The organism is Staphylococcus croceilyticus (genome assembly GCF_002902575.1).
Lineage (GTDB): Bacteria > Bacillota > Bacilli > Staphylococcales > Staphylococcaceae > Staphylococcus > Staphylococcus croceilyticus.
In genome coordinates this window covers 66000-88243 of record NZ_PPRD01000006.1, presented here as the reverse complement: position 1 = coordinate 88243, position 22244 = coordinate 66000, and the positions used below count along the sequence as shown (strand labels likewise).

Genomic DNA, 22244 nt, shown 5'->3' with positions numbered 1-22244 from the left:
TCATAAAACTAAATAGTGTTTGTAACTTATCGTTACATTTATTGGAATTAACGTTGACATATTGTCATTCAGTTTTCAATGTTCATTTTTAACAATTACATTTATTAATTATATCAACAATCAATATCTCATGTCAAGAACTTTTTTAATTTTTTATCAGTTCAAAAACTTAATTGATTATTTCAACATTTAATATCTTATAATGTTTTTGTTTTGTTTTCAATAGTCAAAATTACACTTTCTTAACATTAATTTAAAAAACTTAACTTTGCCTTTCAAGGAAATGTTATGTGTTTTTGACGACTTTTATATAATAGCAAGATTAATTTAGAACGTCAATCATATACAAGACAAAAATAAGTTTAATATTTCACATGGAATGTATCCTTTAATTATAAAGAGTATATTTTATACTAATTACATTAAAAAACTAGTTATTTTCTTTTATTTTTAAGCCATTTTCATTGTTAATACAATGTCAATACACTCATTATCTCTTCTATAATATAAATAAGTTTTTTCTATTTTTTATTTTTTTCAATTAACATCATAGTAATGAGTGCTGATCAATAAAAATTGTCTTAAGCAATATTATCATTCTATTTTAAGGATCTTCATTAACGAACGCCTTCATATATTAAACTTAACTTTCTCAAACTTAGTATTATTTATCTACTATTTCAATATCTTTATTTACTTTTCTTTCTTTAGAGAGGTATATGACTTTAGATGTTTATTTCCACCCTTTATACCTTACAAAGTTATTTCTCTCTTATTTAATAAGTTTCTCTAACAAAAAAGACTAGAACAAATCATTGTTCTAGTCTTCTAAATTTAATAACGATTAAATTATATTTACTGTTCTTCTTTACCTTTGCATTCTTTACATAGCCCGTATATTTCCATGCGATGATGTGTTACGTCAAATTCAGTTATATGTTGAGCAAGTTGTTCCACTTCATCTAATTGCGGATAATGAAAATCGACTATCTTACCACATTTTTCACAAATAACATGATAATGATTATGTGTATTAAAGTCGAATCTGCTTGAAGCATCTCCGTACGTTAATTCTTTTACAATGCCAATGCTTTTAAACACTCTAAGATTGTTATAAATCGTCGCAACACTAATATTTGGAAAATCAGGTGAAAGTGCTTGATAAATTTCATCCGCTGTTGGATGAGAATGAGAAGTAATTAGATAACGAATAATTGCTTGTCTTTGTGGTGTAATTCTGATTCCTGCTTTTCTTAAAGCTGCAATTGATTCTTCAAGTTCATGTTCTATAGACTCTAATTCTGCACTCATTGAATTCACCATCTTTCTACTTAATAATAATTATTACTTAATATTAATATAACTGTTAAGAAAGCGCGCTGTCAATAAGTACGGTATTTTTCGGCTAGTATCCCTTATCTAAATCTACTCTATTCTCATTTACTTCATTCTTATTGAGAAAATCATCTAAATTTCTCTCAAATATCTCTGTAGCGTCTTTTTTGATATTTATATCATTGCCAGTTATATGGGCAGTAATCGTCACATTATCCAGATCGTACAATGGATTATCCGCTTCAAGGGGTTCATTTTCAAATACATCTAAATAGGCATGACGAATCAATTTATTCTTCAGTACTTCAACTATATCTTCTTGAGCAACTATCGTTCCTCTACCTACATTGATAAAGAGTGCTTCATCTTTCATTTTTTCAAAATGTGATTGATTTAGTAAATGATATGTTTCTTGTGTTTCTGGGAGAGAATTAATAACAATATCTGCTTTCCCTATCACATTGTCTAAATCTTCAATTTTATAAGTTTCAGTAAATCCAGTTTTTTCTCTACCTGATTTACTTACTCCTACTATTTCCACATCGAATGGCGATAGTAGTTTAACTGCACGTTGTGCAATTGCCCCTGTACCTAAGAACAAAATTTTCTCTCCATCTATACGTCTACCAGTTAATGTAGAGTCATATTTATGCTCTTTTTGATAAATATATGATGTACGCATTTTTTTATAATCATCTAGTATAAACGCTAAGATAAATTCAGCTAATTGCTTAGCTTGCACACCTCTTGTATTAGTTAAGACGATGTCACGTTCTTTTATATAATCTAATGGTAGATTATTAACACCAGTAGCGTACCATGCTATCCATTTTAAATTTGGACATGACTCTATAAACGCTTTGTCAACGCCACTAGAGTAGCCAATTAATATATCCAACTCTTTTTTTAATTCTTCAGGTATTTCTTCTGCTTTTTTGAAAAATGAAAATTCCAAATCTGGATATTTATTTTTCAACTCACTTTCTATATCTCCAAGTCTCTTCAAGCTAACGATTTTCATAGAGTTCACCCCAATATTTGTTTAAGCTCATCTAATTGTGTTTTAACTTTCACTTTTTCAATGACATCTATAATATAACCGTCTTCATCAATTACAAACGTAGTACGTACAATCCCCATACTTTCTTTGCCAAATGATTTTTTCAATTGATAAACGCCAGTAGCTTTAGATAGTTGATAATCTTCATCTACTAATAAATCAAAATTCAAATTATGTTTGTTAATAAAATTTTGATGTTTTTTCTTAGAATCTCCACTAATGCCATAAACTTGGACATCCATATCATTAAATAATGCTATATTATCTCTAAAATCACATGCTTCGGTAGTGCAAGTCGGCGTATTGTCTCTTGGATAAAAATATAAGATTGCTTTATTGCCTTTAAGCGTTTCATTAGTTATCCATTCGCCATTTTGATTTTCTAATTTAAATTCTGGAAATTGTTCACCTTTATTTAACATAATCTCACCTATTTCTTCTTATTATTAGTTATATGATACGATAGTAATGAATATTATTAAAATAAGAGAGGTTGATACTAAATGAAATTCACTGAGAGTGAACGTCTTCAAAAGTTATCTAATGAGTATATTTTAGGTGGAGTTAATTCGCCTTCTCGTTCTTATAAAGCAGTTGGCGGCGGTGCCCCAGTAGTTATGCGCGAAGGTCATGGCGCATATTTATATGATGTAGATGGCAATAAATTTATCGATTATTTACAAGCATATGGTCCAATTATTACTGGACATGCGCATCCTCATATTACTCAAGCAATTCAAGATCAAGCAGCTAAAGGTGTATTATATGGTACGCCTACTGAGTTAGAAATTGATTTTAGTAAAAAATTACGTGAAGCTATCCCTTCATTCGAAAAAATTCGTTTTGTTAACTCTGGTACTGAAGCGGTAATGACTACTATCCGTGTTGCACGTGCTTATACTAAACGTAACAAGATTATTAAATTTGCAGGTTCATATCATGGTCACTCTGATTTAGTATTAGTAGCTGCTGGTAGTGGTCCTTCACAACTGGGCTCTCCAGACTCTTCTGGTGTACCAGAAAGTGTAGCTAGAGAAGTCATCACCGTTCCGTTTAATGATGTTGAGTCTTACCGAGAAGCTATGAAACATTGGGGCGATGAAGTGGCTGCAGTATTAGTTGAACCTATCGTTGGTAACTTCGGTATGGTAGAACCTCAACCAGGATTTTTAGAAGAAGTAAATAAGATCACACATGATTATGGGGCATTAGTTATTTATGATGAAGTAATCACTGCCTTCCGCTTCCATTATGGTGCCGCTCAAGATTTATTAAATGTTTATCCTGATTTAACAGCTTTCGGTAAAATTATCGGTGGTGGTTTACCAATCGGTGGCTATGGCGGCCGTCAAGATATCATGGAACATGTTGCACCACTAGGCCCTGCTTATCAAGCTGGTACTATGGCTGGTAATCCTCTTTCAATGAGAGCAGGTATTGCATTATTAGAAGTTTTAGAACAAGATGGAGTTTATGAAAAATTAGATGCCCTAGGTAAACGATTAGAAGATGGATTAAATAAGTTAATTGAAAAACATAATATTACCGCTACGATTAACCGTGTTTATGGTTCATTAACTCTATACTTCACAGATGAAAAAATTACGCACTACGAACAAGTAGAAAATTCCGATGGCGAAGCATTTGCTAAATTCTTTAAATTAATGTTAAACCAAGGTATTAATTTAGCACCTTCTAAATTCGAAGCTTGGTTCTTAACTACTGAACATACAGAAGAAGATATTGACAAAACATTAGAAGCGGCTGATTACGCATTTAGCCAAATGAAATAAAACTTAAGATTAAAAAAATTAAGCCTATTAAATTGTTGTTTTCACATTCTAATAACAATTTAATAGGCTATTTTAATTTATTTAGGATAAAAACTTGTATAGAATAAAGATTCGGTTGTATACTAAATTAAAATTATTTCTTTAAAAGGAGCGTTATAGTTGAGGCTAGGAGCTCGTATATTAAAAACTGGAATCGCAATTATCCTTGCTCTGTTCATAGCTTCTTTTTTACCTGATAACGTTGGTTTAAAATCTGTAGCGGGTATTAGTGCGATTGTTGCTATGCAACCTAATATCTATCGCTCAATTAAAACAATCTCTGAGCAAGCTACAGGTAATGTCATTGGCGCAATCCTTGCAGTAATTATGGTAACAATATTTGGTAAAAATATTGTTATTATGGGTGTAACAGTTATATTATTAATCGCTATTTTATACAAGATTAATTTAGCGCATGTTGCTACTTTAGCAGGTGTAACTGCCCTCATTATTATGGGGCAACACACTGGATCATTTTATGTAGCAGCTACCTTTAGATTTATCCTAGTTATGATTGGTGTACTGAGTGCTTCAATCGTTAACTTGATTTTTTTACCACCTAAATTTGAAACCAAAATATATCATAATTCCGTTAATATTGCTTCAGATATATTTATTTGGTTCAAACTTGTGTTGAATGATGCCTCTGACTATCATCAGATTAAAGAAGATGGTGAACAAATAGATTCTCGCATTACAAAATTAGAACAAATTTTTAATTACTACGTAGAAGAAAAAGCATTAACGCGTAAAACTGCTTTTCAACAAAATAGAAAGAAAATCCTATTTAAAGAAGTTGTTGGTACTACAAGACAAGCTTATGAAGTATTAAATCGAATGTCACGTTACCAAAATGACTTACATCACGTGAATCACAATTTAATCTTCCAAATTAAATTAGAATTAGATTCGTTAACTGCATATCATGAACAAATTTTAAAAAGCTTGTCTAAGAAAGCAAAGTATAATGTTGAACACTTTGATAATCAGATTATAAATCCTCAAAAGAAAGATTTAATGGATGCTTTCCAACAACAATTAATTCAAAATCCTTATCAAACTGAGTATTCATATTCAAATATTATGCAAATCATTTCTGCAATCAAAGAATATCGTTACTTCTTAGAACATCTTGATAGATTACGATTAAGTTTCTTCACTTATCATCGTAACGATACTGATATTGATATTGCTGATGAAGATTTTGATTTATGATTTTCTACTGATAAACAAAATTCCGCTTACTAAGTGATTAAACTTAATAAGCGGATTTTTTTATTATAAGTTTTGAATGCTATATAGATGTTCATACGCGCCTTTTTTAGCAATAAGTTCATCATGTGTGCCGGTTTCAACTATTTGTCCATTTTGCATAACAATAATTTTATCAGCATGAGTAATAGTTGAAAGTCTATGCGCCACAATTAAAGTTGTTCTATCTTTACTTAGAACATCTAAAGCTTCTTGAATAATTGCTTCGCTTTCTAGATCGAGTGCACTTGTTGCTTCGTCTAGAATTAAAATAGGCGGATTATTTAAAAATATACGTGCAATAGAAAGACGTTGTTTTTGTCCACCAGAAAGTTTAACACCGCGTTCCCCTACTTCAGTATCGTAACCTTGAGGAAGATTCATAATGAAGTCATGAGCATTTGCCATTTTAGCCGCTTCAATCACTTCCTCTTCTGTAGCATCTGGTCGACCTAATAAAATATTTTCTCTTACAGTATCTGAGAATAAAACATTATCTTGTTGCACTAAGCCAATCTGATTTCTTAAGCTACCAGTTAAAAAGTCTTTAATATTGTGATTATCTATAAGAATCTCACCTTGAGTCACATCGTAGAATCGAGGAATAAGATTGATTAATGTTGATTTACCGCCACCACTCATACCGACGAAAGCTACAGTATCTCCACGCTCAATATTTAAGTTAATATTTTTTAAAATAAGGGACTCATCGTCATTATATTTAAAACTTACATTTTTTAATTCAATATGTCCCTGTTTAATTTCAAAAGGTTGAGCACCGATGCCATTTTTGATGTCATAATCTTCATCCATTAATTGGAAGACCCTGTCCATTGAGGCAAAGCTTTGCGTTAACGTTGTAAACGAAGCAACTAATCTTCTTAACGGTCCAAATAATTGTTCCAAATATCCGACGAAAGCAGCTAATGTACCAACAGTGATTGAACCATTAATAGCTAGATAAGCCCCGACACCAATAACAATAATTGGTCCTAAGTCTGTTACCGTATTAATAGCTGCAAATGAATACGCGTTCCATGAAGTATGTTGAAAAGCTTTAGTTAAGAAATTTTGATTTCTGTGATCAAAATTTTTCGCTTCGTTGTCTTCAATAGCGAAACTTTTAATAACTGACATCCCTTGTACACGCTCATGTAGAAATCCTTGTACCTCTGCAAGTGCTTGTGAACGTTTGCGTGTTAACTGTCTTAAACGTTCGAAGAAGAAATAGACGGTTAAAATATAAAATGGGAAGATGAAAATTGCTGCTAACGTTAATTTAACATCTAAAAAGAACATAATAGAAAGAGCAATAATAATAGTTACACAGTCTAACCATATATTCATCAGACCAGTAAGAATGAAATCTTTAGTTTGTTCCACATCATTAATTACTCGTGAAATAACTTGGCCGACTTGATTATTCGCATAGAATCTTGCACTTAATGCTTGCAAGTGATTATATAATTGCTTTCTAATATCATATAAAATTTTGTTACTTGTCCATTGAGCTAAGTATTGGCGAAGATATTCAATAGGTGGTCTAACAATTAAGAAGATAAATAATGCTATCCCAATCGCCACTGCTAAATGTTGAAATTTTTCATTCGTAGATAGCGAATGGTTATTAATAACTCCATCTATAGCATATTTAATTAATAATGGTATTAACATTGGTATGCCGAATTTGATAATACCAATAATTATCGTCGCAAATATACGATATTTATATGGTTTCACGAACTCTAAATATCGTCGTATCATTCGTGTTCCCCCTCCATCCATTTACGCTTATTTATGAAAATTAATAGAGGTTGAAGACTTAATTTACAAACGGTAGCATCTGTAATTAAAAAGTAGTTTCAACCTCTAATTATTATTACTCAAGTACTATAAAACAATTGTGTACTGATTACATCTATTATGCTTAATAATTGCGAATCTTTTTATATCGTTCTTTCCACACTTTAATAAAATCAGGCGCAAACGGTCCTTTTTTCTGTTCAATCCATTGTTGTAAAATATCGACATTGCGACGTAAAATAACATCAATATCATGAGGATAATTCATTTGATTCATATGTTGTTCATATTCATCTTCGTCCAACAGATGATATTTGCCATTTGGATATACTTTTATATCGAGATCATAATCAATATATTTCAGAGCCTCTTCGTCACAGACAAATGGTGAAGATAGGTTACAATAATAATAGATACCATCTTCTCTAAACATACATATTACATTAAACCAGTATTCAGAATGGAAATAAACAATTGCTGGTTCTCTTGTAATCCAAGTGCGACCATCGCTTTCAGTGACTAAAGTATGGTCATTTCCCCCAATGATTACGTGATCCGTCCCTTTTAAAATAGTAGTTTCAGACCAAACTCTATGGATGTTTCCATCATGTTTATAACTCTGGATTTTTATATTTTCGCCTTCTTTAGGTATAGATTCTTTTACCATACTCCACACCACCTTTTAATCATTTTTGCACTTTAAATTATAGCATATTTTCAAAAAAGACTTTAAACATCATTAAAATACTTTTAAATTAATCATTCTCATGAGTCATACATGATAGTTAGTTTATCCGACGATAAATTTATATATTTTATCCATTGAGACAGGAAGCGTATATTGATGACGTTCATTTAAATCTAACCATTCCATTTGACCTTTAAACTTCTCTAGAGAAATATCCACGTCTTCAATGACACTATAAACACTTATATCCCATGTCATGTGCGTAAATTGGTGTTTAAGGTGAAATATTTTTTCATCCGCAATTGTTACTTCAACGTTTAATTTTTCTTCTAATTGTTTTAACGCCTCTGGTCCTTCAAACATAGGGAATTGCCACATACCATTCAATAATTTTTCTTGTCTCTTTTCTATCAAATATTCGCCTTTTGAATTTCTTACTAAAAAGACATTTAGATTTTTGGTTTTCTTACTCACTTTTTTAGTTTTAACAGGTAATTCAAGCACTGTTCCTTCTTTAAACGCTTCACAATTTTCTTGAACAGGGCAAAATAAACATAATGGATTTTTAGGCGTGCAAACCAATGCGCCTAATTCCATCATAGATTGGTTAAATGTACCCGCTTCTTCTTGTACGTAAGGTAGTAGTTCTTGTTCATATGCTTTACGTGTAGACTGCAACTTAATATCCCGTGTGTCATTATTCAATCTTGACCATACTCGAAAGACGTTTCCATCTACTGTAGCTAAGGGGTGATTAAATGCAATACTCATGACAGCTGCTTGCGTATACGGTCCAACCCCTTTTAATTGAGCAAACTTATCAGGAGAGGAAGGGACTTCGCCATTATACTTCTCTTCTACTTCCTTAATAGCCGTGTGAAAGTTACGTGCACGACTATAATATCCAAGCCCTTCCCAATATTTTAGCACTTCATCTTCATTAGCATTACTTAGTGCTTCGACTGTTGGGAAACGATTAATGAATCGATGATAATAATCTATAACAGTTTTAACTTGCGTTTGTTGTAACATTACTTCACTTAGCCAAATGTAATAAGGATTTGTCGTTTCACGCCATGGCATTTCTCTTTGATTTTTTTTGAACCATGTAACGATATTTTTTTTAAAAGTGGGTTCGTTGAACATTTATATTTTTCCTCTCTACATTCATTTTTATTCTACTTTATCCAATTTAACTAATTTTTTATTTTTTATTAAGTGTCTTAATTTTGTTATTCTAATTTTTAGATTATAATATATATTAAATTCAAATGAAAAGAGTGAACTTTTATGGATACAGCCACACATATTGCTATAGGTGTCGGACTGACCGCCTTAGCTACGCAAGATCCTGTGATGGCGGATACAATGGCAGCTACGGCTACAACTTTAATTGCTGGATCTTTAATTCCTGATGGTGATACTGTTTTAAAATTAAAAAATAATGCAACTTACATTTCTCATCATAGAGGTATCACACATTCAATTCCGTTTACTATTTTGTGGCCGATATTAATTACATTCGCTATTTACATTTTATTTCCACATATTGATGCAACACATGTATGGTTATGGGCGCAACTTGCAGTATTTCTTCATGTATTTGTAGATATTTTCAATTCTTATGGTACACAAGCCTTGCGACCTATTACTAATAAATGGATTCAACTCAGTGTGATTAATACATTTGATCCAATCATCTTTGGTATTTTATGTCTTGGTATCATAATTTGGGCATTCGGAGTTCATCCGTTTTTAGTGTTCTTCCCAATTATAGCAATACTTATTGTTTATTATATTATTCGTTTTAAAATGCAGGCCGTTATCCGCAAACAAGCTCTAAAACAAATTCAACAACAACATCGTCCAGTTAAAATCTTTGTAGCGCCCACTATGAAATTTATGGAGTGGCGTGTCGCAATTCAAACTGAAGAACATGATTATGTCGGACGCGCATATGGTCGAAACGTCACATTTACTGACAAAGTTAAACGTCAGAAGTTTTCACCAGATTCATTATTATGGCAAATTAAAGGGAATCCTGATATTAGAACGTTTTTAAATTTCTCCTCAATTTATCGTTGGCAGACACGTCAGCTAGATGATGACACTACCGAAATTAGATTAATTGATTTACGTTATTTAAATAAAGGTCATTATTCTTTTGCTGCTATTGCACATTTAGATAAAGATAATCATATCGATCATTCTTATATTGGTTGGGTATTTACAGAAGAAAAATTACAAAAAAAATTATACTCCAATTAATAGAACAAGGTACGCTATCAAATATATTAATTGATAGCGTACCTCTTTTTTATTTTAACTTCTGTTCTGTACCCTCTTTTACATTTTGGGTATGATGCGTATATTTATACTTTTCATGAGCAACGTATCGCACTAACATGAAATTGATTGTGCCCACTAAAACTATAAAGATAATGAAATAAAAGTGATAAGCGATATTATACATATTTACAGAACCAAATATAACGGAACTAGCTGAGCCATCTAAAAGATAATAAATTGGATTAATCTTTAAAATTTGGTTAATAATATGAAATTTCGTGCTAGGAATATAAATTATTGGTGCCAAGAGGAAACAAATTGTACTCACAATGATAAATAGTTTAGTAACTTTGTTACTAATTAAATCAAGTAATCCTAGCGTCACAACAATAAATATCATAAATAGCATACACATTAAAGCAAAGAATAAATATGAAAGCACTGATGTTTCCAAGTTCATAGGCTTAAAAATAGCAATAATTAGTGATAATATCCAAATAACAATATTGCCCATTATGACATTCATGATAGCTGTCACTAAAGGAGTTAATTGAAACGACTTGGTAATTAGGTAATCTCGACTATATTCTGCATAAGCTTTATAGATTGTACATACCATTGTTATAAAAGTTATAAACGTGAGAAGTCTATATAACCATTGTGCTTTAACTACCTCTTCTATTTCTAAGAACGACACACATAATAGTAAGATGACTACAAGAATCAACTGTGCTAAAAATAATGAAGCAAACCATTTCCATGTATTAAGTAATCTTTGCTTTGCAAATTTTAAAAGTGATGGAAAGTGTTTAAAATATAAAATTAAATTATCTATCATTTTTCCACCTACAATTCCACATAAATCCATTTATTGTTCTTCATATCAGCAATTAAATAGCCATCGCTCGTTTTAACCGTCCATAAATCTTGTTTAATATGATATTTGTCTTTCAATTTATCTTTGTCTACGATGGGATAAACAAAACCAGTTAATTTATTCTCATCATTAAATAACATATCAATAGGTTGTTGTGTGATAGGAACAACAAAGCGTTGGTCTTTTTCTGGTACAAGTGTTTTCTTAACTTGCTCATGCTTTTTATGTAATTGACCATTGAAATAATCAACGTAATTACTATAATTTGATTTCATATATGGAGCTAATGTTTTAAATTCATGAGATTCATAAAGTGCAGCCGGATTAAAATATTGCAGTTTACTTTTCCCAATCTCATAATTTTTATCATCCACAATAACGCGATAATTTTTAGCGCTTTCTCCTGTAATAGTAACGAAACTATATTTAGGTATATTGCGATTTTCTTCTCCATTAAGTTTAACTGATTTATCAAGAACAATGCCGTATGCCAGTTTATCTTCAAATGGATCTTTATCTTTATTCTGCACTTTCTTTTGAACTTCATTGGCTGGTATTTCAACTTTGCCAACATTATTTACTACCATTGCAGCAAATAATACGAAAGCTAATAATCCGACAATTAATATCGTCCAAAATTTTACTATGAAATCTGGAATTTTGACATGTTTATATCGTTCAACTCTTTTAAAGTTATAACTCATTTCAGGTAATCTACTTCGACTTTCTTTCCAATCCAGGTCAAAGTTTTGTTGTTCTTCTTCACCTTCAATGCTTAATCTATCACGTTCATGCTCTCTAAATACAGGTAACACTTGATTTAGTGAGCCTTCTAAACGTAATTGCCCATGTGAAATCCATGCGACGTAGTTACTAACTTTAGCGACTTTATCTACATCATTATCAATAAAGACGATGGACAAATTCTCAGAAACATAATCTTTAGACAGTTGTTTCGCTTTCTCTAAAAAGTCTTCATTAAGATGTTCAATAATGTGATTTAAGATAATCACTTCATTGCGACATACTCTAGCAATACTTAATATCAATTGTGCAAATTCTGAATGACTAAGTTCATTCACTTTTGTAGAAGCTTTGTCATCCAAATGTGCGAATTTAATAATTTGCTCCACACTATGTGAGGACGTTTCATATGTAAATAAGCGTTGAATATCATTAGTATATTCTTTTACTGTAATATCTAATAAATGTTTATCTTTAATATCACCATAATATGTAGAAACCGATTGGAGTACTTTCCCTCTATCGGGCTTGATATCACCAGACATGATTCTACCAAGCAATGTTTTTGATGAGCCAGGTTCTCCAATAATTGCTAGCGCTTCACCTTGATATATATGCAAAGATATTTTATTTAATTCAATGTCTTCAGCAGCATAGCCATATGGTAAATACCATTTCCTATCTTTTTTGTTTCTATAATATTGCGTAACGTTAAGTAACTTTAAAACTATTGAACTTCCCATTCTTGTTACATCCTTCTAAATTTTTAATAAAGCGATTGGTAAACCTTCCTCAGGATTAGAACTATTAATTCTATACCCCCATGCGAAGATACCTTTTAACCGTTCAACTTTAAAATATTGTTCACTACCATCTGTTAATTTATATATTCTGCCAAGTTCAATTTTAGTACGATCAACTAAATAGCTTTCTGCTACAATCACTTTACTTTGATAGACATCATATTCATTCATTATGCCATTCATTTCTGCTTTGCGCATTTTTTCTTTATACGTTTGAATCTCATGTCTTAATTCTTGTTCAGACATATCACTGAGTTTTTTATCATTCATCAGAAATACCACTTTCTTCTAATTTATCTTTAATTTTATCATATTTATAACCTTTTCTCATAAGCGACTCAATGGTTTTCATCACAAGCATTTGTCCATCATATTTACGACGCTGTTTGTTATAAACTTTTTCTAAATCACGTTGTAACAAATTGTCCATCATTGCTTCATCTTGCGTAAAGTCTAATTCACTCATAGCTTGGTTAGCTACTTCCATGGAGTAACCCTTTTGAATTAAGCTCTGCAATACTTTTTGTTTTACTTTACTTTCTGGACCTTTTTTAGTTTTCATTATTTTTTGAGCTACATTAACCACCGCTTCTAATGGCTGTTCTTCTTCATAAATCGCCACGAAATGATTAATAATGTTAGGTTCTATCCCTACTTGATACAATTTCTGCTTATACACTTCCGACCCTTTATCTGTAGTATTAATCATTGTATTTTTTAAACTTTCAGCGTAATCATTGTGATTAATATATTTTTCTTTATAACAGTAATCAATAACTTGTTGAATTGCCAAATCACTAATTTCACTCTTCTCTAAATGTTGGCGCACTTCTTTCTCAGTTCTCTTCTTATAAGATAGATATTGAATGGCTATATTAACACCTAGTCTATAATGTTCGTATTTCTGGATTTGTTCCATCTCAGCCGCTTCAACAACTTGTCCCTTTTTTAAATTAAATTTCACCAACGTATCGATATCTATACCCATTTCAAACTCTCCGTCTAAGAACAGATTGAAACGTTCCGTATTTTTCTTTTGAACTTCAATTTTAGTAATTTTAGGCATTGTTTCCCCTCCTTTTCTGAAAATGAATTATAATAACTGCTCGTGAATATTTCCAACTTCAACATTTATTATTTTATAATAGCTATCTCCACTCTCAAAGCATTTTAACTATCTAAACAAATAAAAAATGAAGATTAAGATTTTATACGCATCTTACTCTTCATTCATAACAATAACTTAATAATTATTTAATTGTGATAATGCTTCTTGGTATTGGCTATCATTAATATAATCTTGTTGTTTCATTTTTTCTAAATTTGTTTTAATACGATTTTTAAAATTATCGGACATATTATTGATGTCATACACACTAGGTGCATTCACTTTACTTGCTAAAATAGCACTTTGTAATACAGTAATTTGAGACATACTGCTATTGTTTTGATTTGTTGTAGTACCAAAGTAATAGTTTGCGGCACTTTCAATTGTGTATTGGTCACTGCCATAATAAATATTATTTAAATAGAAACTTAGGATCTGATTTTTATTATATTCTTGTTCGACTTTGTGTGCTACAAACAGTTCTTTAAGTTTTCTAGTAAACGATCGTTCATTACTATAATAATAGTTTTTAACAGTTTGTTGCGTGATGGTACTTCCACCTTGAACGTCATGTTCACCTATAGTTGAAAATATAGCACGGACAGTACCTTTAACATCGAATCCATGATGTTTATAAAATCGTTCATCTTCCATAGAAATAAATGCCCCTTTTACATAATCAGGCATATTATCTACTGGAACATAACTACTTTTATTTTCAATCGTTTGTAAAGCCTCCACATTCGCTCTAGATGATAAGAAATACATTAAACCAGTAAACAAGGCAAATAGGATGGCTAAAATAATAAATATTCTTAAAAAAATACGCTTACTTTTTTTCTTTTTAGGCGGTTTGCCTACAGGTCTGTAATACGTATTATAATGGGGTTCATTATGATAATGTGAATAGCTCTCAGGCGAGTTGTTATATCTTTGGCTTCTTTTCATGCGCTAGCTCCTTTACTTAAACTCACTCTATAATTGAGAGTTTAACAGTACTTTATATTTTTAGCTATACTTATCATTAAAAATCAGTCCCAAGGTGTATTAGGCATGAGACCTGAGTCTATACAAATAGACAAAAATCAAAAAGCTGTCCACAAAGTCAGTGACTTCGTGGACAGCTTCGGTTACAATAAATACATGTTTCAAATGCTAGTTAATTATATTAAACTCATTAGTCTTCTAATTGTTTTACGATTTCTCTATTGAAATCATCTAAATCGTCAGGTGTACGGCTTGTAACGATATTTTTGTCAACTGCTACTGATTCATCAACCACGTTTGCACCTGCGTTAGATAAATCTTTACGTACGTTTAATACAGCAGTTAAAGTACGACCATTTAAGTCGTCAGTATCGATTAAAACTTGAGGGCCATGGCAAATTGCGAATGTTGGTACGTCATTTTTAGTGAAGTATTTAGCGAATGCGCCATAGCGACCTTCAGCATCTCCACGTAAGTGGTCTGGAGAGAAGCCACCAGGAATTAATAATGCATCATAGTCTTCTGGTTTAGCATCTGCAATGCTTACATTTACTGTAGCTTTTTCGCCATGTTTACCAACGACTTCTGCGTTAGCAGTATCTCCAATAATTTCAGTTTCAAATCCAGCTTCTTCTAAAGCTTCTTTAGGACTTGTTAATTCGATATCTTCAAATTCGTCTGCTAAGATAATTGCTACTTTTTTAGCCATATGTGTATCACCTTTCTTAACTAATTTATATTTAATATATAGACAAGTTTAAGGTGCTTTAAACATAAAATTTATTTAGAGACTTGTTTAACTTTTTCTTCTAGTTGATCTAGTAATCCAATCCACTCATCGATATCTTCTACACTTACTTCATCCGGGTTAACATGATCGATATCTTCTAAGAATTTTGATAAACGACTTTTAATTTGATCAATAGTTTGTTTTTCGTCCATTAAAATGAACACTCCTTTAAAAAATTATTTTATTTAACTATTACGTTAGTTTTATCCTAACAGAATTTGACAAAAAGGGATATAATCTTAATAATGTTTACTGTACTTTTTAGCAACGGAGAAAGGAATTTATAAGTTTAGGAGTAATAATAATGTTGATGACAAATAGTAAAAAACCCATTTCTATCACAAATGATCCGTGGGAAGCTTATAACGACATCGAAGAACATGGGAACTTAACTTTAAGTAATATTGAATTTACTACCACTAATTTATGTAATATGCGATGCAGTCATTGTGCTGTAGGTTACACATTACAAACGAAAGATCCAGATCCTCTACCTATGGACCTTATTTATAGACGTTTAGATGAAATCCCTCATTTACGTACAATGTCTATTACTGGTGGCGAACCAATGTTTTCTAAGAAATCCATTAAAAATGTGGTGAAGCCACTTTTAAAATATGCGCAAAATCGCGGTATTTATGTACAAATGAATTCTAATTTAACACTTCCTCAAGATCGATACTTAGATATTGCTGAATATATCGATGTGATGCATATTTCTCATAACTGGGGGACAATACAAGAATTTACTGATGTTGGTTTCGGCGCGATGAAGAAACAACCACCATTGAAAGCAAAATTAAAATTATATGAACAAATGTTAGATAATGCGAGTACTTTATCTGAGCAAGGCATGTTTGTATCAGCTGAAACGATGTTAAATCAAAGCACTTTACCATATTTAGATAAGATACATAATGAAATTGTGAATGATATGAAATGTAGCAGACATGAAGTTCATCCTATGTATCCTGCTGACTTCGCGAGTCAACTTAATGTGTTATCGCTCAAAGAAATGAAATCGGCTATTCATCATTTATTAGATATTCGTGATGAAGATGTGTGGATGTTGTTTGGTACATTACCTATTTATCCATGTATTAATGATGAGAATGACCAAGCGTTATTGCAACGTTTAAGAGATGCTAAAAACGTGACTATGCGTAACGACCCTGATGGACGTAGTCGTTTAAATGTCAATGTATTTAGTGGTGATGTAATTGTTACCGATTTCGGTGATGAAAATGGGTCAATTTCTAATATTAAACGTGATAAGTTAACGGATGTATTTAATACTTGGTTAGCTAGTGATTTAGCGAAATCTCTAAATTGTCATTGTGAAGCATTCCATTGTTTAGGGCCAAATGTGTTAGTTAAAAATATGTATTATCCTAATACGGATTTCAGAAAAAATGAAATTGCTATGCATAGCGAGCACATCTTTAATTAAGTAAAAAAAGAGGTTGGAACTTAAATTCTAAAATAGCCAGTAAATGATTTTTATAATTTATTTACTGGCTTCTTTATTTATAATACCTCGTATTATTAGCTCGAAAAGAAATTCTTAGATGAACATTTACTCATTATGTTGCGACGCTTTCTTGCGGTAAAGGCTTAGACCTGTAGTATTGTAAAGGCGTTCTTAGATAGATATTCACTTACTTAAGTTGAGATGCTTGCCTAGGGGGCTGGGTCGAGCCTTGGTCTTGTAAAGTAGTTCTTAGGTAGATATTCACTTGTTTAAGTTGTTGCGCTTTCCTGTGGGAAAGGCTCAAGCCTGTAGTCTTGTAAAGGCGTTCTTAGATAGATACTCACTCACTTATGTTACTAAGCTTTCCAGGGGTGCCGTCTCAGCCTGTAGTCTTCGACTGGCACTGCTCCCCTAGGAGTCTACGCAACTACATTTCGTAATCTATCTTAGAACGCCTTACACAAGTACATTTGCACTTGTGTTCAATATGAAAAAAGCCAGGAGTCTTCACAACTACACTTCGTAATCTACCTTAGAACTACTTACGTAAGTGTTTGAACGCTTACGTTCATTAATAAACTTAAATTCCTCAGGCGTCACTCAACTACGTTTCGTTATCTATCTTAGTACGCCTTACACAAGTGCAATTGCATTTGTGTTCAATAAAAAACGCGAGGGGCACACAACGTCATTCGTAGTTCATCTTTAGAATTTCTTACATAAGTGCATAGCACTTATGTTCATTAATAAATCCTTACTATAACACTGTATATTTATATATAATTTTACATTCAAATGTTTAAAAATAAATGTCTCGCGTATTATTTCATTTAACACGTATCATTAAAATAAATTAACAAGTAAAAGGCAATTTCTATATATTTTAATAGAAATTGCCTTTTTCATTTGACCATAATTTTATATTTAGGTCTTTTCCCTATTATATTTTTTTATACTTCTTCGATATTTTGTGCGTTTGAAAGGAAATCTAATGTGCTTTTACTTTCTTCGCGTCTATCTTTTCTACGTTGAACGCGTTTAGGTGCGCTTTCGTAGAACCATTTTTCTACTTTAGTTTCTGGGTAAACCTTTGGTACTTGTACAGGTTTACCATCATCATCTAATGCTACAAATGTTAAAAAGCTTAATGCAGCTAAGTGTCTTTCTTTATTTAAAACATCTTCAATAATTATTTGCACACAAACTTCCATTGAACTTGTGCCTGCATAACTTACCATTGCTTCATATGACGTAATATCGCCTGTTTTAATTGGTCTTAAGAAATCAACTGAATCTGTAGATGCTGTTACTACTTGAGCGTTCGCATGTTTCATTGCGGTAATCGCAGCAATTTCATCTATGTTAGCCATCAAAGAACCACCAAACATTGTATGATGATGGTTTGTGTCTTGTGGAAAGACTTGTTTTGATTTAATACTTTTTGACTCAGACATTGATTTTTTCTCAACTTGCTTTTGTGACATTTTGACTACCCCTTTTATATAATCTATCTTTCTAGTATGTTACTGTGCCCAATTCCCATTTTCAAAAACTAATTCTTTACTACCATCATGAAGGATGCCGTAAATTGTTAAATCAGAACTACCTATCATGAAGTCTACGTGTGTATTTGAATCATTTAACCCGCTAGCAATCTTCTCTTCAGTAGTCATTTCAGTGCCACCTTTAACGTTGAAACCATATGCTGAGCCAATAGCTAAATGGCATGATGCATTCTCATCAAATAGAGTATTGTAGAAAATAGTATTACGATTAGAAATTGGTGAATCATCTGGCACAAGTGCTACTTCACCTAAACGTTTAGAGCCTTCATCTGTATCAATTAAGTCTCTTAATACGTCTTCACCTTTTTCAGCTTTATAATCAACGATTACACCATCTTTGAAAGTTAATGTAAACCCATCAATAATAGTACCGTTGTAACTCAATGGAAGCTTATTCGTTACATAACCATTTACATTATTGCGGTCTGGTGCTGTGAACACTTCTTCAGTAGGAATGTTCGCAATAAAAGGTTGTTGATCGCCATTAACGTAACTTGTAGCGTCTTCCCAAATATGCCCTTCTGGTAAGCCTACTACTAAATCCGTACCTTCAGACAGATAATGTAATGCTTTATAATTTTTCTCTTGTAGTTTATTCGCATGTACGCTCAGATTTTCAACATGGTTTTTCCAGTTTTCAATTGGATCATTACCATCAATGCGTACGATATCAAATACTTCATCTACAAATTTTTCAAATGCTTCCCCTTCTGAAAGTTCAGGGTAAACACGCTTAGCCCATGCTTTAGAAGGAAATGCGGCAACTACCCAAGGGAATTTATTTTTCTGGCTTCCTTCCATATAACCTTTGAATGCTTGAGCGTATTTCATTTGAGACGCTTTTAGTTTTTTAGAATCTATTCCATTTAATAAATCAGGATCTTCAGTAAGTAACGCTAAATTAGCAGCACCTCGATTTGCATAATCCATGCGTTCTTCGACGTCATATGATTTTACTGGTGAATCTTCAAAAGTCTCTACAGTCTCATATTCAAATTTTAAACGACTTAATGTAGGGTCACCATAAACTACTCTGACATCTGATGCGCCTGCTTTATAAGATTCTTCAACAATTAAGCGTGTTAACTCTATTGCATCTACAGATGATCTAATAAAAACAGGTTGTTCAGGTTGAACGTTCATCCCTACTTTTACTAATAATTCTGCGTATTGTTGTAATTTCTCTTCAAAACTCAATGTTGCCATGTGAACTTCCTCCTTAGTCTTGACGCAAATTGCCTAATTCATCTGCTATCGCTGTAACTTCACTCGGTGAAAATGACTCTTTAGACATTACAAAACTATGAATTTCTTCAATATCTTGTGTGTTTGCCTCTTTAAATTTATCCGGATTTAATAAACCTTGATTAACTATGTTTAATTTCTTTCTAATATCTTTAATCATTTCTTCATTATTTTGTGCCATATTCATCACCTCTTTATTTCAATATTCTATCAAAGTATGAATATTTAATAAACTTTTATAGAATTTGGCAAATTTATTACTTTCTAAATGTTTAAATTAACTATAAAATGGTTTTATATTATAGTTTGGAGGTATGTATATTGATAGATGTAGCTTTTGTCTGTCTAGGAAATATTTGTCGTTCTCCTATGGCTGAAGCAATTATGCGTGAGCGTTTAAAAGATCGCGGTATTTCTGGCATTAATGTTCATTCAAGAGGTACAGGTCGTTGGAATTTAGGTGAACCTCCTCATGAGGGTACCCAAGATATTCTCAAACGTCATAATGTACCCTTCGATGGTATGATTAGTGAGCTTTTTGAACCGAATGATGACTTCGATTACATCATTGCAATGGATCAAAGTAATGTAAATAATATCAAGTCGATTAATCCTAATCTTAAAGGACAATTGTTCAAATTGCTGGAATTTAGTAACATGGAAGAGAGTGATGTACCTGATCCTTATTACACAAACAATTTCGAAGGTGTGTATGAAATGGTACAATCATCTTGTGACAATTTAATCGATTTCATCGTTAAAGATGCAAATTTGAAAGAGGGGTAATTTAAAATGGAAAACAAATTAATTCCTGGTATTATTATCGGTGCTATTGTTGGCGGTGCTGCTACATTAGCTGATAAATCAACACGTAACTCATTAATACAATCTGCTAAAGATGTTAAAAATGGTAATCGTTCTCGTAAACCATCTAAAATCAGTTCTATTAAAGATGAAGTTATGTACTGGAAAGATACTATCGAAGAAATTCGCTGTAATAATCCAGAATTAGAAAGATCAATTAGAGATGCTAAAGATACGTTTGTAAATCGTAAAAATAACCGTATCGGCAAATAATTGATATTCAAAGGCAAAATTCCTTTTCAGCAAAGAAATTTTGCCTTTAGTTTTAAAAATTTAATAATTGTTTAATGTACAAAGGAGATTGTTATGTCTAATCAAAATCAATCAAATTCGAACTATCTTAATTCTATTAAAGATAAAGAGAATGAGAAGAAAGATAAGATTAAGGTTGATCGTACATATGTTGAACCTCAAGAATTCCAATCAAAGGAACCTAAAAAAGACAACCAAGTTTTCTTTGTTTCTAGATTGAACAAACCTGCGAAATATACTAAAGATTCTAATTTCTTCTCTTATTTAATTTATCGTATTGGAAAAGATGATGCTGCAGGATTAGCTGCACAAATGACCTATCACTTTGTTTTAGCTTTATTCCCTATGCTTATCTTTTTATTAACACTTTTACCATTATTTAATTTAGACCAAAAACAAATTACTGATTTATTAAGTAATGCGCCAGCAGAAACATCTACAATTATTAAAAGCGTTATTTCAGATGTCACTAAAAACTCTAGTGGTGGCTTACTTTCTATCGGTTTGATTTTAGCAATTTGGTCAGCGTCTAACGGTATGACAGCTATTATGAACTCTTTCAATGTTGCTTATGATGTTGAAGATAGTAGAAATGGTATTTTATTAAAAATATTAAGTGTTGTATTCACTGTCGTGTTAGGCGTTGTCTTTTTAGCAGCTATGACGTTACCTACTATGGGTTCAGTTATTGCTGATTTCTTATTTGGACCTTTAGGTTTAGATGATGAAATTAAATGGATATTTAATTTAATTCAAATTGTATTACCATTTATTATCATTTTAATTTTATTCACTATTCTTTACTCAGTAGCTCCAAATGTTAAAACGAAATTTAAATCTGTGTTACCAGGGGCTATTTTCACGTCAGTTATTTGGTTAATTGGTTCATTTGCATTTGGTTTCTATATTTCAAACTTTGGTAATTATTCTAAAACTTATGGCAGTATCGCAGGTATTATTATATTATTAATTTGGATTTATTTAACTAGCTTTATTATTCTTGTAGGTGCAGAAATTAATGCTATCATTCATCAAAGAAAAGTAATTAAAGGATTATCACCAGAAGAAGCAGCATTAAAACATGATGATAACAACCAAAATCATTACAACGAAGACACAACATATCAATATAAACAAACACCTGCTGGCCGAGATGAGGATTATAAAGTAGATAAAGATCCTGATAATAAAAAAGATGAAAAAGAATCAATTACTGATAAAATTAAAGATAAATTCAGTCATGATGATGACGATGACAAAAAAAGTAAATAATGCGTAAT

The 22244-nt window shown here is 31.7% G+C and carries 23 protein-coding genes; 7 read left to right on the top strand and 16 right to left on the bottom strand.

What is annotated here, in order from left to right; all coding sequences use genetic code 11:
- Window positions 1-855: 855 nt before the first annotated feature.
- The 3 genes from perR to bcp all read right to left on the bottom strand — a co-directional run bounded on the left by perR (window position 856) and on the right by bcp (window position 2817).
- Complete coding sequence (gene perR / locus CD128_RS01320; protein ID WP_103328292.1) at window positions 856-1311, bottom strand: peroxide-responsive transcriptional repressor PerR; 456 nt, start codon at window positions 1309-1311, stop codon at window positions 856-858.
- 94 nt (window positions 1312-1405) lie between these two features.
- A complete protein-coding gene (locus CD128_RS01315) occupies window positions 1406-2356 on the bottom strand; it encodes a phosphoglycerate dehydrogenase (RefSeq protein ID WP_103328291.1) in 951 nt (316 codons plus the stop codon).
- Between the two features lie 5 nt (window positions 2357-2361).
- Entirely contained in the window at window positions 2362-2817 is a 456-nt protein-coding gene (gene bcp, locus CD128_RS01310) for a thioredoxin-dependent thiol peroxidase (protein ID WP_103328290.1), read from the bottom strand.
- Window positions 2818-2898: 81 nt separating this feature from the next.
- Between bcp and CD128_RS01305 the strand changes: the two genes are divergently transcribed.
- Window positions 2899-4188: a glutamate-1-semialdehyde 2,1-aminomutase gene (locus CD128_RS01305; RefSeq protein ID WP_103328289.1), complete on the top strand. Its 1290-nt coding sequence runs from the start codon at window positions 2899-2901 to the stop codon at window positions 4186-4188.
- A gap of 159 nt (window positions 4189-4347) precedes the next feature.
- Entirely contained in the window at window positions 4348-5442 is a 1095-nt protein-coding gene (locus CD128_RS01300; RefSeq protein ID WP_103328288.1) for an FUSC family protein, read from the top strand.
- 63 nt (window positions 5443-5505) lie between these two features.
- Here the strand turns inward: CD128_RS01300 and CD128_RS01295 are convergent, their stop codons facing one another.
- From CD128_RS01295 to mutY, 3 genes are all read right to left on the bottom strand, one after another.
- On the bottom strand, window positions 5506-7242 hold the full coding sequence (locus CD128_RS01295) for an ABC transporter ATP-binding protein (RefSeq protein ID WP_103328287.1): 1737 nt from the start codon (window positions 7240-7242) through the stop codon (window positions 5506-5508).
- A gap of 163 nt (window positions 7243-7405) precedes the next feature.
- Entirely contained in the window at window positions 7406-7948 is a 543-nt protein-coding gene (gene ntdP, locus CD128_RS01290; RefSeq protein ID WP_053030354.1) for a nucleoside tri-diphosphate phosphatase, read from the bottom strand.
- A gap of 123 nt (window positions 7949-8071) precedes the next feature.
- On the bottom strand, window positions 8072-9115 hold the full coding sequence (mutY, locus tag CD128_RS01285) for an A/G-specific adenine glycosylase (protein WP_103328286.1): 1044 nt from the start codon (window positions 9113-9115) through the stop codon (window positions 8072-8074).
- A 144-nt stretch (window positions 9116-9259) separates the two neighbouring features.
- Between mutY and CD128_RS01280 the strand changes: the two genes are divergently transcribed.
- The gene (locus tag CD128_RS01280) at window positions 9260-10237 is read left to right on the top strand and encodes a metal-dependent hydrolase (RefSeq protein ID WP_103328285.1); all 978 of its coding nucleotides are present in this window, start codon (window positions 9260-9262) and stop codon (window positions 10235-10237) included.
- A 49-nt stretch (window positions 10238-10286) separates the two neighbouring features.
- On the opposite strand, the gene CD128_RS01275 is transcribed toward CD128_RS01280, so the two are convergent.
- From CD128_RS01275 to CD128_RS01245, 7 genes are all read right to left on the bottom strand, one after another.
- Window positions 10287-11126 (bottom strand): teichoic acid transporter, encoded by an 840-nt coding sequence (locus tag CD128_RS01275; protein WP_231917237.1) that lies wholly within the window; start codon window positions 11124-11126, stop codon window positions 10287-10289.
- Window positions 11105-12622, bottom strand: a complete 1518-nt coding sequence (locus CD128_RS01270; protein WP_103328284.1) for an ATP-binding cassette domain-containing protein — start codon at window positions 12620-12622, stop codon at window positions 11105-11107. The genes CD128_RS01275 and CD128_RS01270 overlap by 22 nt, the downstream gene beginning before the upstream one ends.
- 15 nt (window positions 12623-12637) lie before the next feature.
- Entirely contained in the window at window positions 12638-12952 is a 315-nt protein-coding gene (locus CD128_RS01265) for a YfhH family protein (protein WP_103328283.1), read from the bottom strand.
- Entirely contained in the window at window positions 12945-13748 is an 804-nt protein-coding gene (gene recX, locus CD128_RS01260; RefSeq protein WP_103328282.1) for a recombination regulator RecX, read from the bottom strand. Before recX ends, CD128_RS01265 begins: the two co-directional genes overlap by 8 nt.
- A gap of 177 nt (window positions 13749-13925) precedes the next feature.
- Entirely contained in the window at window positions 13926-14738 is an 813-nt protein-coding gene (gene sgtB / locus CD128_RS01255) for a monofunctional peptidoglycan glycosyltransferase SgtB (RefSeq protein ID WP_103328281.1), read from the bottom strand.
- Window positions 14739-14967: 229 nt separating this feature from the next.
- Entirely contained in the window at window positions 14968-15486 is a 519-nt protein-coding gene (locus CD128_RS01250; protein WP_103298567.1) for a type 1 glutamine amidotransferase domain-containing protein, read from the bottom strand.
- Between the two features lie 71 nt (window positions 15487-15557).
- The gene (locus CD128_RS01245; protein WP_103298568.1) at window positions 15558-15719 is read right to left on the bottom strand and encodes an SE1561 family protein; all 162 of its coding nucleotides are present in this window, start codon (window positions 15717-15719) and stop codon (window positions 15558-15560) included.
- A 158-nt stretch (window positions 15720-15877) separates the two neighbouring features.
- Between CD128_RS01245 and yfkAB the strand changes: the two genes are divergently transcribed.
- Window positions 15878-17017: a radical SAM/CxCxxxxC motif protein YfkAB gene (gene yfkAB, locus CD128_RS01240; RefSeq protein WP_167797497.1), complete on the top strand. Its 1140-nt coding sequence runs from the start codon at window positions 15878-15880 to the stop codon at window positions 17015-17017.
- 971 nt (window positions 17018-17988) lie between these two features.
- Here the strand turns inward: yfkAB and CD128_RS01235 are convergent.
- From CD128_RS01235 to CD128_RS01225, 3 genes are read right to left on the bottom strand one after another with little or no spacing between them, the layout of a single operon-like run.
- A complete protein-coding gene (locus CD128_RS01235) occupies window positions 17989-18522 on the bottom strand; it encodes an acyl-CoA thioesterase (protein ID WP_103328280.1) in 534 nt (177 codons plus the stop codon).
- Window positions 18523-18561: 39 nt separating this feature from the next.
- On the bottom strand, window positions 18562-19809 hold the full coding sequence (locus CD128_RS01230) for an aminopeptidase (RefSeq protein WP_103328279.1): 1248 nt from the start codon (window positions 19807-19809) through the stop codon (window positions 18562-18564).
- Between the two features lie 13 nt (window positions 19810-19822).
- A complete protein-coding gene (locus CD128_RS01225; RefSeq protein WP_103298571.1) occupies window positions 19823-20029 on the bottom strand; it encodes a DUF1128 domain-containing protein in 207 nt (68 codons plus the stop codon).
- Between the two features lie 140 nt (window positions 20030-20169).
- Between CD128_RS01225 and CD128_RS01220 the strand changes: the two genes are divergently transcribed.
- From CD128_RS01220 to CD128_RS01210, 3 genes are all read left to right on the top strand, one after another.
- Window positions 20170-20634, top strand: coding sequence for a low molecular weight protein-tyrosine-phosphatase (locus CD128_RS01220; protein WP_103328278.1), 465 nt, complete (start codon window positions 20170-20172; stop codon window positions 20632-20634).
- Window positions 20635-20640: 6 nt separating this feature from the next.
- Window positions 20641-20925, top strand: coding sequence for a hypothetical protein (locus tag CD128_RS01215; protein WP_103328277.1), 285 nt, complete (start codon window positions 20641-20643; stop codon window positions 20923-20925).
- Window positions 20926-21018: 93 nt separating this feature from the next.
- Window positions 21019-22236 carry a YihY/virulence factor BrkB family protein gene (locus tag CD128_RS01210; RefSeq protein ID WP_103328276.1) on the top strand — a complete coding sequence of 406 codons (1218 nt, stop codon included), beginning with the start codon at window positions 21019-21021 and terminating at the stop codon, window positions 22234-22236.
- The last annotated feature ends 8 nt before the right edge of the window (window positions 22237-22244 follow it).